General features: G+C 66.6%; 10 protein-coding genes and 3 pseudogenes. 8 read left to right on the top strand and 5 right to left on the bottom strand.

What is annotated here, in order from left to right; translation table 11 throughout:
* Window positions 1-17: 17 nt before the first annotated feature.
* Complete coding sequence (locus EJK15_RS22770; RefSeq protein WP_138712483.1) at window positions 18-5,453, top strand: LamG-like jellyroll fold domain-containing protein; 5,436 nt, start codon at window positions 18-20, stop codon at window positions 5,451-5,453.
* 13 nt (window positions 5,454-5,466) lie between these two features.
* Window positions 5,467-5,604, top strand: a pseudogene (locus EJK15_RS77670) (BTAD domain-containing putative transcriptional regulator); the annotation flags it as partial.
* 636 nt (window positions 5,605-6,240) lie between these two features.
* Here the strand turns inward: EJK15_RS77670 and EJK15_RS70790 are convergent.
* Complete coding sequence (locus EJK15_RS70790) at window positions 6,241-6,471, bottom strand: hypothetical protein (protein WP_171074467.1); 231 nt, start codon at window positions 6,469-6,471, stop codon at window positions 6,241-6,243.
* 41 nt (window positions 6,472-6,512) lie between these two features.
* Between EJK15_RS70790 and EJK15_RS77665 the strand changes: the two are divergent.
* Window positions 6,513-7,844, top strand: a pseudogene (locus EJK15_RS77665) (IS3 family transposase).
* On the opposite strand, the gene EJK15_RS70780 reads toward EJK15_RS77665, so the two are convergent.
* The 4 genes and pseudogenes from EJK15_RS70780 to EJK15_RS74720 form a co-directional block, all read right to left on the bottom strand.
* The gene (locus EJK15_RS70780) at window positions 7,793-8,014 is read right to left on the bottom strand and encodes a YciI family protein (RefSeq protein WP_171074466.1); all 222 of its coding nucleotides are present in this window, start codon (window positions 8,012-8,014) and stop codon (window positions 7,793-7,795) included. The pseudogene EJK15_RS77665 and the gene EJK15_RS70780 sit on opposite strands and share 52 nt — an antisense overlap.
* Before the next feature lie 17 nt (window positions 8,015-8,031).
* On the bottom strand, window positions 8,032-8,415 hold the full coding sequence (locus tag EJK15_RS22745; RefSeq protein ID WP_171074472.1) for a transposase family protein: 384 nt from the start codon (window positions 8,413-8,415) through the stop codon (window positions 8,032-8,034).
* A 179-nt stretch (window positions 8,416-8,594) separates the two neighbouring features.
* A complete protein-coding gene (locus tag EJK15_RS22740) occupies window positions 8,595-8,801 on the bottom strand; it encodes a hypothetical protein (protein WP_138712478.1) in 207 nt (68 codons plus the stop codon).
* Window positions 8,802-9,491: 690 nt separating this feature from the next.
* Window positions 9,492-9,591: pseudogene (locus EJK15_RS74720) on the bottom strand (IS481 family transposase); the annotation flags it as partial.
* A 70-nt stretch (window positions 9,592-9,661) separates the two neighbouring features.
* Here EJK15_RS74720 and EJK15_RS22725 point away from each other — a divergent pair.
* From EJK15_RS22725 to EJK15_RS22705, 5 genes are all read left to right on the top strand, one after another.
* Complete coding sequence (locus tag EJK15_RS22725; protein ID WP_138712475.1) at window positions 9,662-10,336, top strand: hypothetical protein; 675 nt, start codon at window positions 9,662-9,664, stop codon at window positions 10,334-10,336.
* A gap of 1,469 nt (window positions 10,337-11,805) precedes the next feature.
* Window positions 11,806-12,996 carry a cytochrome P450 gene (locus EJK15_RS22720; RefSeq protein WP_206061048.1) on the top strand — a complete coding sequence of 397 codons (1,191 nt, stop codon included), beginning with the start codon at window positions 11,806-11,808 and terminating at the stop codon, window positions 12,994-12,996.
* A 290-nt stretch (window positions 12,997-13,286) separates the two neighbouring features.
* Window positions 13,287-13,982 carry a lysophospholipid acyltransferase family protein gene (locus EJK15_RS22715; RefSeq protein WP_138712473.1) on the top strand — a complete coding sequence of 232 codons (696 nt, stop codon included), beginning with the start codon at window positions 13,287-13,289 and terminating at the stop codon, window positions 13,980-13,982.
* Window positions 13,969-14,913 carry a TIGR03621 family F420-dependent LLM class oxidoreductase gene (locus EJK15_RS22710; RefSeq protein ID WP_138712472.1) on the top strand — a complete coding sequence of 315 codons (945 nt, stop codon included), beginning with the start codon at window positions 13,969-13,971 and terminating at the stop codon, window positions 14,911-14,913. Before EJK15_RS22715 ends, EJK15_RS22710 begins: the two co-directional genes overlap by 14 nt.
* An 11-nt stretch (window positions 14,914-14,924) precedes the next feature.
* Window positions 14,925-16,586 (top strand): FAD-binding oxidoreductase, encoded by a 1,662-nt coding sequence (locus EJK15_RS22705; protein WP_206061047.1) that lies wholly within the window; start codon window positions 14,925-14,927, stop codon window positions 16,584-16,586.
* Window positions 16,587-16,604 lie beyond the last annotated feature (18 nt).

Here is a 16,604-nt window from a genome sequence, read left to right as displayed (position 1 = left end):
TAATAGGGGCAACAATCGTGGGTAGAACGGCGTCCAGATCCGTCACAGTCATACTGGCGGCGTTACTCGCCGCCGGGGCGCTGACACCCGTCGCGGCAGCGGTCCCATTGGCCGCTCCGCCCGCGGACACCGCGACCAGTGCGGCTACTGAGGCCGAGGCGGTACGGCTGGCCAAGCAAACCGGCAAGGCCGTGCCGATCCAGGACAAGAACACCGAAACCACCGAGGTGTTGGCCAACCCGAAGGGCAGCTTCACACTGCGGTCGAACGCGCGGCCGGTGCGCGTCAAGAAAAACGGCGCCTGGCGGGGCATCGACACAACGCTGAAGTCCCATCCGGACGGAACCGTCGCTCCGGTGGCCACGGCGGTGGACATGGCCTTCTCCGGCGGTGGTCACGTCCCGATCGCACGGGTTGCCGAGGGTGACGGTTCCCTGGCCGTGACGTGGCCGGATGAACTACCCAAGCCAGTTCTCACCGGCAACACCGCCACGTATCCCGATGTGCTGCCCGGTGTCGACCTGAAGATGATCGCCGAGGCCGACACCTACGTGCAGACGCTCGTGGTGCGGGATGCCCGGGCGGCGCGCAATCCTGCGCTGGCCGCGCTCAAGCAGACCGTGACGGCGACCAACCTCGCGTTGCGCATCGAAGACGACGGCCGGGTGTCCGCAATGGACAAAACCGGCACCGCCGTGTTCATCGGCTCCGCGCCGCGCATGTGGGACTCCAGCCATGACCCGAAGGCCGGACCCGCGCCGACCGCGGTGTCGGCCGGCGGCGCCAAGGTGACCGAGATTCCCGCCACCGCCAAGTCATTGGCCCGGTCGAAGGTCCGCCAAGGCGGGCATTCGTCGGTCGAGATGGTGCTCACTCCTGATGCCGGCGCGTTGACCGGGCCGGGCGTGCGGTACCCGTTGTTCATCGACCCGCACTTCGCCCGCAACCGGGAGCAGTGGACCGAGGTCACCACCAACGCCGGTTGGACCCCGAAGTGGCGCACGCCGGACCCGGTGCGGGTCGGTCGCTGCTACGACCGCAAATCCCAGTGCGGTGGGACATGGACCGCGCGGTCGTACTTCAGCGTGGGCTTCTGGGATCTCAAGCCCCGGCAGAACGGGGCCCGGCCGATTCTGTTCAGCGGCTCCTTCATCGTCGGCCAGCTGCATTCCTCGCACAACTGCGACAACCCGGAGCCCACGGACTTGTACGGTGCGGGCAACTTCGACTCAGGCACCCGGTGGCCCGGCCCCGCGGGCCGGTTCCTGGACCGGCAGTGGTCCAATGCCCAGGTCGACTGTGGCGGCGGGCGCGCGGTCAAGTACAACGCCGCGAGCTTCGTGCAGGAAGGCATCGACCACGGGTACACCGCACTGAACTTCGGGCTGCTTGCCCCAGACGAGGGCAACGACCTGCAGTGGAAGGTGTTCGACAACAACCCGGTGCTGGAGGTGGAGTTCTCCTACCCGCCCAACAAGGCCTACGACCTGCGGGTGTCGAACGCGGTCAACTGCAACGGAAAGGTCGTCACACCGGACGCCCACCCGATGCTCTACGCCAAGGCTACGGACAACAACGATCCGCCGCTCAACCCGGCGCTGTGGTATCACGTGACGACGGCCGACGAGTCACGGCCACTCGGCAGTGGCGGTGGTGTCCGGATCGCCTCCGGCACCGAGGGAGGCTGGCGGGAACCGGACGACCTGGGCAACGGCGACTACAAGTTCCGGGTCTACGTGGACAACAATCCTGGCCACCCGCACAACACCAACGCCGGGTACAGCGACTGGTACCACTTCACCACGCGGTCCACCCCGCTGACGGTCGCGCCGACCATCGAGACCAGTGTGGACTATCCGAAGAACTACTGGGGTGCACCAACCGGCGCGCCGGGCAACATCTCGGTGCGGTCCAATGGCGCGCCCAACATCGTCGGCTACACGTACACGTTCAATGGCGCGGGCACCGAGACCCTGCCCGGCACTACCGACTGCGTCTACAACCGGGTGTTCGGCACCAACGGCGGCTGGATCCCCCACAACGACAACGCTCCTAACTGGATCCCGCTGCCGGCCAGCCTGTCGCCCGGATACCACACGTTACACGTGAGCAGCTTCGACGACGCGCACAAGCTGTCGCCGGAGTCCGAGCCGTACACGTTCTACGTCGCCCCGCAGGCCGGGCAGGGGGCCACGCGGATCGAGGCCGAGAACATGCCCCAGTCACAGCCTGCCGGGCAGAACCGGCCGGTGCACACGCAGCACAACGCGGAGATCGGCTGGTCGAACGGCCAGGCGCTGTGGTTCGTCGGCAACGCGTCCGGCCAGTCCCTGTCTCTGTCGTTCGACACCTCCGACGACGCCGACTTCAACATGTCGCTGGGCATGACCAGATCCACCGACATCGGCAGGATGATCTTCGAGCTGGACGGCCGGCGGCTGGGCGATCCCACTCAGGAGTTCGACGGCTACCACCCGATCCGGCAGACAGCCAGGCACAACGTGGGTGTCCATCGAATACCCAAGGGAAGCCACACGCTGACCATCAAAGTGGTCGGCACCAACCCCAGTTCGGTGGGCGACCGGTACACCATCGGCGTCGACTACCTGACCCTCAGCGAGACTTCGCGGTCCGAGGCGGAGGATCCCGCCCAGGTCACGATGAGCCAGCCGCCCACCCAGAACGTGCCGACCGTGAACATTCCCCGGGACGCCGACAACCCGGCCTACACGCCGTCCCGAGGCGGGGCAGTGGGATTCATGGCCACTGAGCCGGGCCAGTCGATCGACTTCACCTTCCGCACGCGCATCGAGGCCGACTACGCGCTGGGGGTCGGGCTGGCCAAAGGCCCGGAAGGCGGCCAGTTCCGTATCGCCGTCAACAAGAAACCCTTGATGCGCACCGACGAGACCCCGTGGGACTCCTATGACGGTGGCCGCGGTTTCTCTATCCACCAACCGCTTGGTGGCGCGCATCTGGGCGCGGGCGTACACCGGCTGACGATCACGATCGCCGGGAAGAACGTGGCGTCGCGCGGCTACAAGGCCCTGGTGGACTACATCACCGCGATACCGATCAACAAGGTCACCGCGGCTGACTTCACCGCCGCGATGAACAACGACGGCATCGGGGCCGACGGCACTCGCGCGGATCTCGACCTGATGTCCAGTTCGCTCTCCACGCAGAACCTTGCGGCGGCCGGGTACGGCCCTGGTGCCGCCGTAACCGTCAACGGCGCCACCTTCACCATGCCGGCCGCTCGGGCCGACGGCGCCGACAACGTGATCGCAATCGGGCAGACCATCCCGTTCCCCGCGGCACAGCAGGTCAAATCCACCGCCGTCGGCCTGCTCGCGGCCTCCACCTGCGGCGACACTCGGGCGGCGACGGCGACCATCCGCTACACCGACGAAACCACTCAGGACTCCAGAGTCCCCGCGCTGACCGACTGGCTCTTACAGGAGACCAAGAATGCCGCGGTCGTGCTGCCGTACTGGAACTTGGGCGGCACACCGTGGCACAACCATGCGCCGCGGCTGACGGCGCTGTTCGTGCCCACCGATCCCACGAAGACGGTCAAATCGATCACCTTGCCCAACTACGGCACGAGCATGCTGCCAGGTAGTTGTTCTCCTGCGTTGCACGTGCTGGCCATCGCACCGCGACCGGTCGCGGCCGGCTGGATCGGTGCCTGGGCCGCGCCGGCGGATGCGGCGAAGCCGACGCCGGGGGGCGTCGGCTTCGCCGACCAAACGCTGCGCACTGTGCTCAAGCCGAAGGTCACCGGCGGGTCTGTACGGGTCCGAGTAGCCAACCCGCACGCCAACATCCCGGTGACCATCGCAGCGGCGAGCCTCGGTGCCCAAACCGGCACCGGGCCCGGCCTCGTCAGGGCGCCGGTCGCGCTGGCCTTCGGCGGCAAGGCCACGATCACCTTGCCCGCCGGCGGCGAGGTGCTCAGCGACCCGGTCGCCTACCCGGCCGGTGGCACGGGCAACCTCACGGTGAGCCTGCACTTGCCCAACGCGGTGAAGTACTCGCCGGCGCATCACGCGGCGAACAACCTGAGCGAGCCGACGTTGCTGGCCAACGGCAACGCGACGACCGACACCACCGGGACCCCGTTCACGATCCTGCTGGACGGTCCCCGCTACCTGGCCGGCGTCCTGGTGTCCACCTCGGACAACGCACACGGCACCGTCGCGGTGCTGGGCGACCAGCTGACCGCGGCGGCCCCACTCGGCGCGAACGAGGCCACCTGGGTCGACCACCTGCCAGGCGAACTGGCCGATGGCGGGATGCCACTGCCAGGCGGTCTGGTCAACGCCGCGCAGGAGGGCGTGCTCCCGGCCGGGTTGTGGCGGCTCGACGACGGCAGCGGCACCACCGCACGTGACACCACGGGCAGCAACCCCCTGACGCTCAACGGTGGTGCCACCTGGAGCCCCGAGCGCGGCGGGTCGGTCGCCTTTGACGGCACCGGAACGGCTACAGCGCCGCGTCCCCCGTTCGTCACGGACTACAGCTACGCCGTCTCGGTCTGGGTGAAGGTCACCAACGGAGCGGCGGAACAGACCGTCATCGATGCGGAGGGCAATCGCAACTTCGGCTTCAACGTGCGGTACACCGGCGGCGCGACCCCAAGATGGGCCTTCCACCTGCCGACCGAGGACACCTTGGGTGGCCCGTTCGTCAGCGCGATGTCCACTGTGCGCGCTGAGCTGAACGTCTGGACCCACCTTGTCGTGAGTTACAACGCCCCCGGCAAGTACGCCTCGCTGTGGGTTAACGGCGTGCACCAGTCCTCGGTCGCCCTTGCCTGGGCGGTCGGCGCGACCAAGCGGTTCGTCATCGGCCGCGACCTGCGCGGCCTGGTGTCCGATGTGCGCGCCTACCAGACAGCCGCCAGCAATTTCGACGTCACCACCACGCTCTATGGCGTACCCGGAGCCTCCCTCGGGTTCGGCGCGCCAACCGCTTACCAGGCCTACCAATCCCTCGACCGAACCGTTCAGGTGCAACCCAACCTGCGCACGGTCATCGTCAGCCTCGGCGCGAACGACGTCCTGGCGGGGATGGAGACCACCACCATCAAGCAGTCGCTCACCCGGCTCATGCACACATCCAGTCCGACGAGTCCCCGGCACACCCGGCGCCCCGACGGCAACCTCGTCCGCGTCGTGGTCACGACCATCCCAGCACTCGGCCTACCAGCGGATGATCCTCGCGAGCAACGCCGCCAGGAGATCAACGCGGACCTGATGGCCAACTACACCAACTACGGCGCCAACGACGTCGTCGACATCGCCGCCGCGGTAGCCGATCCGGGAAGCCCCCACCAGGTCAGGCCCGGGTATCTGACCGGAGGCAAGCGCAACCCCGAATACCACAGGGCGGTGGCCCAGACCATCGCCGACGCCGTCACCGCTTTCCCGCCCCGGGTACTGCTGTAGCACTCAATTCGCGATGTCGTCTGAGCTCGCCGTGCTGACCTCCCGGTACGAGTTCCGGGAGCGGCTCTGGGGTCAGCGGATCCTCGCGTTGTACCAGTCCGGTCGGCAGTCCGAGGCGTTGGCTGCCTACCAGGATGTACACCGTCTGCTGGACGAGAATCTGGGGATCGAACCGGGCGCCGCCCTGCGTGCACTGCACGAGCAGGTGCTGCGCTCGGACCCTGCTCTCGACTGCCCAGCGGCACAGCCTGTCGCAGGTCCGGTTCCCCGGCAGCTGCCGCCGGCCGTCGGGGCTTTCACCGGCCGAGCCGCCGAGTTGGCGTGGCTGGACGAGATGGTCGCCGCGGCGGACATGACGGTAGCGGCACTGGTCGGCACCGCGGGGATGGGCAAGACCGCGCTGGCGGTGCATTGGGCGCACCGGGTAGCGAGCCGTTTTCCCGGTGGCCAGCTCTTTGTCGATCTGCACGGCCACGGCACGCATGAGCCAGCCGCCCCGATCGAGGTGCTCACCTCTTTTCTCCGGGCGTTGGGCATGCCCAGCGAGCGGATCCCCACTGACGTGGAAACCGCCACGGCCACCTACCGATCGATGCTGGCGGGCCGGCGCGTCCTGGTGATCCTGGACAACGCGGGATCCGCCGAGCAGGTTCGCCCCCTACTGCCCGGCGACCCCGACTGTCTCACCATCATCACCAGCAGGCGCCAGCTCACCGGACTCGTGGCGCTCGACGGTGCCCGCGTGTGTGTAGTGCGTGGACTCACTCCCCAGGACACGAGCCAATTGCTAACGCGGTTGCTGGGCGCCGACCGGGCTGATGCCGAACCGGTCGCGGTCGCCGAGCTCGGTGACGTGTGCGCTCATCTTCCCCTGGCATTGCGACTGGCGGCGGCCAGAGTGGCCGGTGCGGAGGGCTCGATCGCGGACTATGTCTCCGGGCTCGCCACCGCGCAGACTCTCGACCTGCTCGCTGTGGACGATGAGCCGAGGACTGTCCGTGCGGTGTTTGAGCTGCACTGGGTTGGTTGGAGGCTCCCAAGACTGGAAGGCTGGGAGTCGTGCCCGCACCGAGGAAGTACCCCCAAGAGCTGCGTGATCGCGCCGTCAAGATGGTGTTCGACCTGCGTGAGGAAACTGGAGGCAAGGCCGGGGCGATCGCCCGGGTGGCCGACCGGCTCGGCGTGCATCGCGAGGCGCTGCGCTCATGGGTACGGCAGGCGGAAATTGATGAGGGTAAGCGTTCGGGCACCACATCGAGCGACGCGCAGCGGATCGCCGAGTTGGAGCGGGAGAATCGTGAGCTGCGCCGGGCGAACGAGATTTTGAAGGCGGCGTCAGCTTATTTCGCCCGGGAACTCGACCCGAGACTGCCGCGCTAATCGAGTTCATTGATCTGCATCGGGATCGGTTCGGAGTGGAACCGATCTGCGTGGTCCTGGAATTTCCCTCGTCCACCTATCACGAGGCCAAGCGACGCGCGCGTGAGCCGTCGGCTCGGGCGCGACGCGATGAGGAGCTAAAGTCGAGATCATGCGCGTGTGGGAAAACCCCGGCAGGAAGGTTTATGGGGCACGCAAGGTCTGGCATGAACTGAATCGCCAGGGAATCGAGGTGGCGCGGTGCACGGTCGAGCGGCTGATGCGCGACTTAGGCATCGAGGGCGCGTGCGCGCGCCGTAAGCGGCCCCGCACGGCTGCCGGCTGGCGGGGAGCGGCCCGCCGACCTGCTGGAGCGGGACTTCGCTGCGCCAGCGCCGAATCGTCGCTGGGTGGCCGACTTGACGTATGTGCCGATCGGGTCGGGATGGGTGTACACGGCATTCGTCATGGATTTGTATTCACGGCGGATAGTCGGCTGGGAGGTCGCGGATCATCTGCGGGCCGACCTGGCATCGTCGGCTCTGGAAATGGCGATATGGTCGCGTGGTGAGAGTCTCGACGGCGATCTGGACGCAGTCGCCACCGTGCTCAACAGTCGCCCCCGCAAGACACTCGGCTGGCGTACTCCCGCCGAGGCATTCAACGAGCATCTATGCTCACTGACAGGCAGTGTTGCAACGACTTCTTGAACCCGAGCAATATACGTCGATCTGCTATATAGAGCGTCTAGCGGAGATCGGCGCGGTGCGCTCGGTCGGCAGCAAGGGTGATTCTTACGATAACGCTGCCGCCGAATCGTTGAACAGTCTGTACAAGAAAGAGCTCATCGACTTTCGCGGCGGCTGGCGAGGCGTAACCGATGTGATGCTGGAAACGATGGAATGGGTTGCCTGGTACAACGAGACGAGGCTTCATTCATTCTGTGGTAGTATTCCGCCGAGGGAGTACGAGGACGCCTTTTATAAGGCGCAGGAATTCGCTACGTCATTCGTAAGTTCGCAGGAATCGTAGCCTCCAAGATTCCCGGGGCGGTCCATCAGGGCCTCTCCTGAGAAAACGACGCCCCGTTCCCGCAGGTACTGAGCGAACGCCGCATGCTCGGCCAGTGCCGCCCCCATCTCTTCCTTCGAAATCGATTCCCAGTAATTCTCGGGATCGAACAGCAGCAGTGCGAATTTCATCGTTGACCTCCTCTTACCTAACGACGAACGAGCGTGTGGCGCTCGGCAAACCACCCATGTGTTTCTCCCAGAGACCGGGAGCGACGACGCTGAACGTCGTCAATAACGATCAGTTGCCGGTCGCTGGTAGTGGCGGCCAGCTGGGGTGTGCCGGGCAGACCGGCTCGGGCACGCAACTCGGGATCGTACCCGGCGATGAACCGGGTGATCTTGGCCATGGATGTCGCGCCGCCGATTACGGCCAGCAGGGATAACGCCAGCAGCGGACCGATCCGGTAGCGGCGTCCCCGGCGGCTGCGCGGGTCGGGGACCGCATTCAGTACCTCAGCCAGGGCCGGCAGATCGGGCAGGTCACTCGGCAGATTGGCAACGGAGACGGGCTCCAGGTGGCGGGCGAGCACATTGATCGGGGATGATGGCACGCGAACGCGGCCCCTGTTCTTGATCGACCGGCGTAGACACCCAACGATCATCAAGGGCCGCGTTTGCCATCTGCACCCCCGGGTGGCCTCAACCGCCCAGCCTCATCGAGCTCGCGTGCGTTCCACCAGCCGAGAACGCATCGGCCCTACGTCCTCAGTTAACCGAAACGCACGGAGTCGGTGTTGGCGGCTGCCTGCTCTTCGCTGTTGATGAGCCCACCCCAGTCTGGTGTTGCGGCAGCGACTGCCTGCTCTTCGCTGTAGATGACCCCACCCCAGTCTGGTGTTGCGGCAGCGACTGCCGGCGATGCGATGAAACTGCCAAGAACGGCAGTCGCAACAAAGGTGAGCAGGGTCCGTCGCATGGTACCTCCCTATAGCCATAAGCTGATGATCGAGTGCACGCTGAGCGATTGCTCCGTTGCCTCTACGCAAGGCAAGGTAGGGGCGAACATAGTCCTTTTGCTATCCGAACCGCTTCGTAGAGATTGCGTTCTTCGGATAGTGAGCCGCCGTGTTTGGTGCTGCTGACCGGCGCCGGCGCTTGCTAGATGGCGACGCGTCGCTGTCGACGTGGTTAACGCGGCGCGGCGGCTGACGGCACAATGCGGGCTTAGCCGGGATGCGCTTAAGGGCTGAGACGTTAACCGCGCGCGGCGACAGTGTCGCAGCCGCTGTCGGTGAGGACGAGGCGGATACGTGGCTCGGGGCAGGTTGGCCACTCCTGCCAGATACCGATCGGGTTCAGCACTGCAAAGTCTCCCGCTCGGGGGGTGTCTTTGAACCCTCACGGTCGCAAATCGGGGCGGGTGCGAACCATGCGGTGGGTGTGCAGGTACGGAATAGGCGTCACCGCAGGCAGAGCTGGCGGGCTATGCGGTTGGCTGAGGGCCCGCATCGTGGCTGATGACGGCTTGACGCACCGGGTCTTCTTGTTTTCAGAACCAAAGCCCGGGCCCCCGATCGGCTGACATACGCGCTCCCAGCCCAGTGTCGTTTCCGGAGTTGCCTGGCCGGGCCGGTGCGCATAGAGATACGGGGGCGGCGTCGCTGTCGCGGCCGTGCATCCGCCAACCGCCGCCATGGGATCCTGCCGAGCTTCTTGATGTCCACATGGATGAGATCGCCTGCCGCCTCGTGCTCGTAGCGGACCGCGCCGCGCAGCCGGTTCAGGGCAGGCCGGGGAAGAGTGAACTGATCGCCGGGTCCGGTACGTCGTATGGGCATGGTGATCCGATTGCTCGCTCTTCTCTCCCTCGTCGCCTGCGTGCTGGGGAGCACGTCCACCGCGGCCTACGCATGCTCCTGCGCGATCCGGACTCCCGCCCAGGCCGTGGAGCACGCGGACGCCGTGTTTACCGGCACCGTGGCAGAAGGGACCGCCATCGGCCCGCGCTCGCCGGACGTCTACACCTTCCGGGTGGACAACGTCTACAAGGGCGCGCCCACCGCCGAGTTCACGCTCGCGACCGACGCCGACACCGCTTCGTGCGGCTACCCGTTCGAGCGGGGCGGCAGATACCTGGTCTTCGCGGCCTCGGATGAGTCGGAGCTGTCCGAGCCGGTTCCGGGCGTCAGCCTGACCTCCAGCCTGTGCTCGGGCAACGTGCCGATCGACCCCGGCACGGGGCCCTTGCGGCCCGGTGGTAAGCGGAGCACCGGGCTCGAGAACCTGGTCGGCCCCATGGACGCCGAGCTGATCGCCGCCCTGGGCACCCCTGCGAAGCCGTCCGGGTCGCCGTCGCCGGTCGCCGCGTACAACGGCACGGGCACGGACCCTGGAGCGGGTGCCGGCTGGGCCCCGGCCGCTGGCGGCGCGGCCGTCGTTGTGCTAGTCCTGGCCGGGACGCTCGCCCTGCTCATGCGCCGGCACCGGCTCGCGCGGGGCGACCGGGACTGAGACCGGGGCCCAACCGGCACCCTTAGTTGATCAAGCGGCCTGTGCTGAGGCCGATTGCTGTCCGGTCCATTTGGGGGTGGCGTTCTTCCTGGTGAGGCGGCGGGTCATCAGCGTGATCGCGGCCACGGTCAGGTGGGCTTCGCTATGCGAGGGCTTGCGCTCGTAGTCGATCGCATTGCGCCGTGCGCGCCTGGGATGCGCGATGGGCGCTGACGCGGCAGGCGGTTGAGCAGAAGCGGCGAGGCCGGCCGGTGGCGGGCTGGCGGACGGGAAGGCCGCAGCTTGGACCCTCGCACAGCGTTTCGTTACATGTCCCCGCTTGAGGCTCGGGAGTTTCGTTACAAGGGTTGAACAGCGAGTCGGGGCCGCTTCCGCACCGAGCACGTCCGCCAGCAGCTGCTGTCGGCCGCTGCCCGCGCGATGCACTGGCCGGGTGGAAAGCCTACGACGCCCGGCCAGCAGGGCCTGGCCCAGCACTACGCCACTGCTCGAACGGCATGAGTGGATCAACTCCGCTTCGTCGGAGTCGGGCCCCTCCGGCCGATCCGTAGCCTCCACGAAAGAGGCCTGCGTCAGCTCGTACAGCGCGCTGTACGAAACACGCACTCCGGACGACGCGATCTGGATAGCCGCTGTCGCATTCCACCACTACGTTCATTCCCAAGCGTGGCGACGTGACTGAGCAAGGAAAAGCGAACATGGCCACTCCTCTGGCTTTGTCGACAAAGCGTTCAGCGCCCCAATCCGGAACGGAAAGGCGAGACTTTTTATCACATCCTCAAGAGAGCGGCAGCCGTCAGTTCAATCGTAACAATGATGATACTCGGTTCAGGGATGGCAGGGGCTCCTAGCGCGACGGCTGTCACGGCAAGCAATGCCTCGACGGACCCCAATCTCAAGCACCTAGCTGGCCCGTTTCGGTCAGACGATAGCTGCTGGATTGAGAGAAATCAGTACGCCCACTATTATCGCGTCCTGAGCGACTGCTACTGGGTGTGGAATATCGAAAATGAACGAATTAAGTGGTACTTTGAATACACAACTAAATAGTCTACAGGGGTTGAAAGGTTGAGGTGCCTCGGCGTGGTTGCCTGTCTTTCTCCAGGTCGGTGACTATGCCGGTGGGATGCGGTATCCGGATGGAGGTGGTCTACCCCTGCCGCCAGAGCGAAGCGCGAGCAGGTGCGCATGCAGGCCGGGGAGTTATTCGCTGCCGACGTGGCGCCGTCGCAGGTGGCCAAGCAGCTGAGAGTCTCGCGAAAGCCTGCCTATGCCTGATATCGAGCCTGGCAGGCCGGCGGGCTGGAGGCATTGCGGTCGCACGCCGATCATCGAAGGAACTCGCTCGGCGTGTCGCCACAAAACAGGGCGAACCAAACCAGCTACGGCACTTGATTCTCTGTCGTCAAGGCGAGCTGGAAGAGCGAATGCGAGGTCTCATGTCAGGTGCGGTGGAGAGTCCCGAGGCAATGACCCTGCTCGACGAGCTGGCCACGACCGCCGGCAGGGAGAACCCGTATCCGCGGTATGACCGGTTGCGTCGGATCTCAGCCGTCGTACGGGCCGCAGACGGGACTTTGGTGGTGACCCGCCACGCCGACTGTGTGGCGGTGACCCGCGATCCGCGCATGCGACACCAGTCGCCGGACAATCGACTGGGGGCGTTTCCCGCTATCGCGGATTGGTCGGCGCATCCGGCGCTGCGATTGCTGTTCACCAGCATGCTTCTGCGTAACCCGCCCGACCACACCCGGCTGCGCCGGCTCGTCAGCGGGGCTTTTACTCCCCGGCGGGTGCAGGCCCTGCGCGCGGAGATTGCGCGGACGGTTGACGACCTGCTCGACGGCATGAGCGGCGAGCTCGACTTCATGGACGCCTTCGCTCTTCAGCTGCCGGTGATCGTACTCGGCGAGATTCTCGGCGTGCCGGCCGAGGACCGGTCGCGGTTCCCGCCTTTGGTCCGCCAATGGACCCAGGTGGTTGAAGTCATTACGCCGGACGTGCTGAGCCAGGCCGATTCGGCTGCTGCTGCCATTCGCGAATACTTCATCAGCCTGGTCGCGGAGCGTCGGCGTAGACCAGCCGATGATCTGCTGAGCGAGTTGATCGCCATTCAGCAGGCCGATGACCGGTTCAGCGAGGATGAGCTGCTCACCACCGCGGGATTCCTGTTAGGAGCAGGGCTGGAAACCACTACCAACCTGCTCGGCAACGGGCTCTTCGCGCTCCTGCAGCATCCGGAGCAGATGGACCTGCTGAGGGAACGGCCCGACCTCGCACCTTCGGCCGTCGACGAGCTGCTGCGTTTCGACAGCCCGACGCAGATCGTCCCGCGCAGCGTGGCCGAGCCGATCGAACTCAGCGGCATCACGATCACGGCCGGTGAGCGGGTCGTCGCCTATCTCGGCGCCGGCAACCGCGACCCTCACCGCTTCGCCGAGCCCGACCGATTGGAACTCGACCGCACAGGCAATGCGCCTTTGTCCTTTGGCGGTGGCATCCACCACTGCGTGGGCGCGCCATTGGGCAGGCTGGAGGCCGAGATCGCGCTGCCCGCATTGCTTGGTCGCTTTCCGAAGATTGCGCTCAACGGGGTTCCGGAACGCCGGGACAGCTTGACCTTCAGGGGGTTCACACGGTTGCCCGTTGACGTCGGCTGATGCCCAAAGAGTGGAGGCCTGCGAGAACATGCGTCAAGCAGCGCGTATCCGGCAAACGGCACACTCTCTCACTCGCCTTCGGGTTGCCGTTGAGCCCGTGGGCGCTCGAAACGCGGGCCGTCGCCGACGAGGGCCGGTGCGAGGTGGGCGGGTTCCTGTCAGACGGCGGTTGAGGCGGCGGGGCGAAGGCGTTCGCGACGTCGCCGCGCCAAAGGAAGCGCTGCGCGAGCACCTGGAGGAGTTCGTCAGCGAGGCCGGATCGGACGCCACGAAATACAAGGTCACGCTCGATGAATGCCCAGGCCGATGAGCCGTGCCGGCCGGCACTGCCCGTGTGGCTGGAGTCGAGAGCTGCCGGACTGCTGCGGGTCGTCCTGCAACGGGCGTTGTTGAAACCCCTGGTGCGGTCGCTCACCCGGCTCGAGATCATCGGCCGGGCGCCGGCGGCCGGGCCGCTGGTCGTCGTGGCGAACCACTCGAGTCACCTGGACGCGCCGGTGCTGGTCACGCACCTGCCGCTGCCACTGACCCGCCGGCTCGCCGTCGGAGCGGCCGCTGACTACTTCTTCGACAGTCGGCTGCGAGCTGTCTTGACCGGGCTGGTGTTCAACGCCTTCCCGATCGACCGTGGCAGGGACCGGCCGATGCGTGGCGCCTCGGGCTGGCTGCTCGACAGCGGCTTCAGCCTCTTGATCTTCCCCGAAGGTACCCGTTCACGCGATGGCCTGATGAGCGCGTTCCGGCCCGGCGCGGCCGCGCTATGTGTGGCCAAGCTGCTGCCGTGCCTGCCGGTGGGCATCACGGGCGCGTACGACGCGATGCCACGCGGACAGAGCTGGCCCCGGCCGCGACGTCCACCGGTGCGGGTGGCCTTCGGCGAGCCGCTCGTACCACGGCCAGGCGAGCCGGTGGCCTCCTTCGCCGCCAGGATGCAGGCGGCGGTGGCCGCCCTTCACGATCAAGGAGTTCGAGATGCCGGCCGATAAGCCGTTCCGTTTCACGGTGCAATGTTCGTCACCGTCCGAGATCTCACCTACGTCCTGGGCTCGGCTGGCGCGCAAGGTCGAGGACCTCGGCTACTACAGCCTCACCGTGTCCGACCACCTGGACGAGCAGATCGCACCGATCGCGGCGCTGATGGCCGCGGCCAACGCGACCAGCACGTTACGGATCGGCTCGATGCTGTTCTGCAACGACTACCGCCACCCGGTCGTCCTAGCCAAGGAGGCCGCGACCCTCGACGTGCTCTCCGGCGGGCGGTTCGACCTCGGATTGGGGGCGGGCTGGCTGCTCACCGACTACGAGCGCGCCGGTCTGACGCTGGATCCGCCCGGCATCCGGATCGAGCGGCTCGAAGAGGCGCTCGCCGTACTCAAGGGCCTGTTCGCCGACGCACCCTGCGTCTACGAAGGAGACCACTACCAGGTACGAGGTCTGGACGGTACGCCCAAGCCGGTGCAGCGACCGCATCCACCGATCATCGTCGGGGGCGGCGGCAAGCGAGTGCTGTCACTGGCCGCACGCGAGGCCGACGTCGTCGCGGTCAACATGAACATGCACAAGGGCGTCATCGACCAGTCGGCCGGTGCGAACGCGACCGTGGCGTCGACGGAGCGGAAGATCGCCTGGATCCGCGAGGCGGCAGATGATCGCTTCGCGCACCTGGTGCTGCAGACGAGGATCCATCTGGCCTTGGTCGGTCACGACCGTACCGAGACTGCGAACGCCCTGGCCGCGAGCTTCGGACTCCCCCCGCAGGAGGCACTCGGCACCCCGCACGCCCTGTTCGGGTCGGTCGAGGAGATCGTCCAGGACCTGCTGTTGCGCCGCGAGCGGTTCGGCTTCTCCTCCGTCGGGATCGCGCTGGAGTCCGTGGACATGATGGCCCCGGTCGTCGCCAAGCTCGCCGGAACATGAGAGGGCTGACCATGACTGTGCAGCACATGAAGTGGTGGGGCTGGGGCGTCGAAGGGGTCGCCTTCTCGCACGAGGACAAACCCTCGCTGGCGCCGTTCGTGCAGAAGATCATCGATGTGGACCTGAACGCGGCACCCCGGCCGCCCATGGACTTCGCGGATCTCGACGTGCCGCAGTCGCGACTCACCGCGCAACTGCGCGCGGCGCTGACCGAAGCAGTCGGCGGTGACCAGGTGATCGACGCCGCACTGGACCGGGTGGTGCACGCCTACGGCAAGAGCCTGCGTGATCTGCTGCGGATCCGGTCCGGCGACCTGCGGCGGATCCCGGACGTGGTCGTGTACCCGGCGGACGAGGCCGAGGTGTCCGCGGTTTTGGACGCGGTCGTCGCGGCCGACGCCGTACTGATCCCGTTCGGTGGCGGCAGCAACATCTCCGGCAGCCTCGAAGCGCCGGCCGACGAGCACCGCCAGGTCGTGTCCCTCGACCTGGGACGGCTGAACCAGGTGCTCGCCATCGACGAGGACTCGGGACTGGCACGGATCCAGGCCGGTGCTCTCGGCCCCGATCTGGAGCAGCAACTCGGCGAACGCGGCTGGACGCTCGGCCACTTCCCTGACAGCTTCACCTACAGCAGTCTCGGCGGCTGGATCGCGACCCGCTCGTCGGGTATGCAGTCGGACAAGTACGGCGACATCGCCGACATCACCCGGGCGGTCCGCGTCGTACAGCCGGGCCGCATCCTTGCGACGCGCGCAGTGCCGGTCACCTCGACCGGACCGAGCGTTCGCGAGATGATCCTGGGCAGCGAAGGCCGCCTGGGCGTCATCACCGAGGCCACCGTGCAGGTGCATCGCATCCCCGGCAAGCGCGTGGTGCTCGGCTACTTCTTCCCCGACTGGGAACGAGGCGTGGCGGCGATGCGCGCCATCGCGGCCAGCGACGCGACCCCGTCGATCACCCGCATCTCCGACGCTCGCGAGAGCGCCTTCTCGTTCGCCACCCGCAAAACCAGTAAGGGCGTCGCGAAGCTGATGAGCTCCGCGCTGATCACCGTACTCAAGCTGCGCGGCTGGGATCTCGAACGGCTGTGCCTGTCGTTCATCGGCTACGAAGGCAGCGCCGAGCATGTCGCCCGGCAACGCAAGCTGGTGAAGAAGATCGCCGCCGAGCACGGCGGATTCTGCGTCGGATCCGGACCGGGCGAACTGTACGACCAGAAGAAGTTCGACACCCCCTACATCCGGGACTTCATCCTCGACCGCGGCGCGCTCGCCGACGTGTCCGAGACCTCGGCCGCGTGGTCCCAGCTGCTTCCGCTGTACGACCAGACGATCGAGCGCGCGAACAAGGCCTTCGAGCAACTCGGGGTCAAGGGCTGGATCATGTGCCACCTGTCGCACTCGTACCACAGCGGCGCCTGCCTCTACTTCACCTTCGCCTTCAAACAGGCCGAAGGCGACCCGATCGCGCAGTACGACGTGGTCAAGACCGCGGTGCAGCAGTCGTTCATCGATGCCGGCGGCACCCTGTCGCACCATCACGCGGTCGGCACGGAGCACGCCCGCTGGCTGGCCGACGACATCTCCCAACCGGGCGTCCAGCTCCTGAGCGTCCTCTTCGTCGGCGCCGACCCCGGCCGCAACCTCAACCCAGGCAAGATCATCAGCTAGGGCGCGGTACTGGCGTGG

Origin of the sequence: Nonomuraea basaltis, from assembly GCF_005893125.1 — a bacterium.
In the GTDB taxonomy this organism is placed as follows: Bacteria; Actinomycetota; Actinomycetes; order Streptosporangiales; family Streptosporangiaceae; genus Nonomuraea; species Nonomuraea basaltis.
The sequence above is the reverse complement of the archived record's forward strand: the minus strand, read 5'-3'. Positions and strand labels throughout refer to the sequence as shown.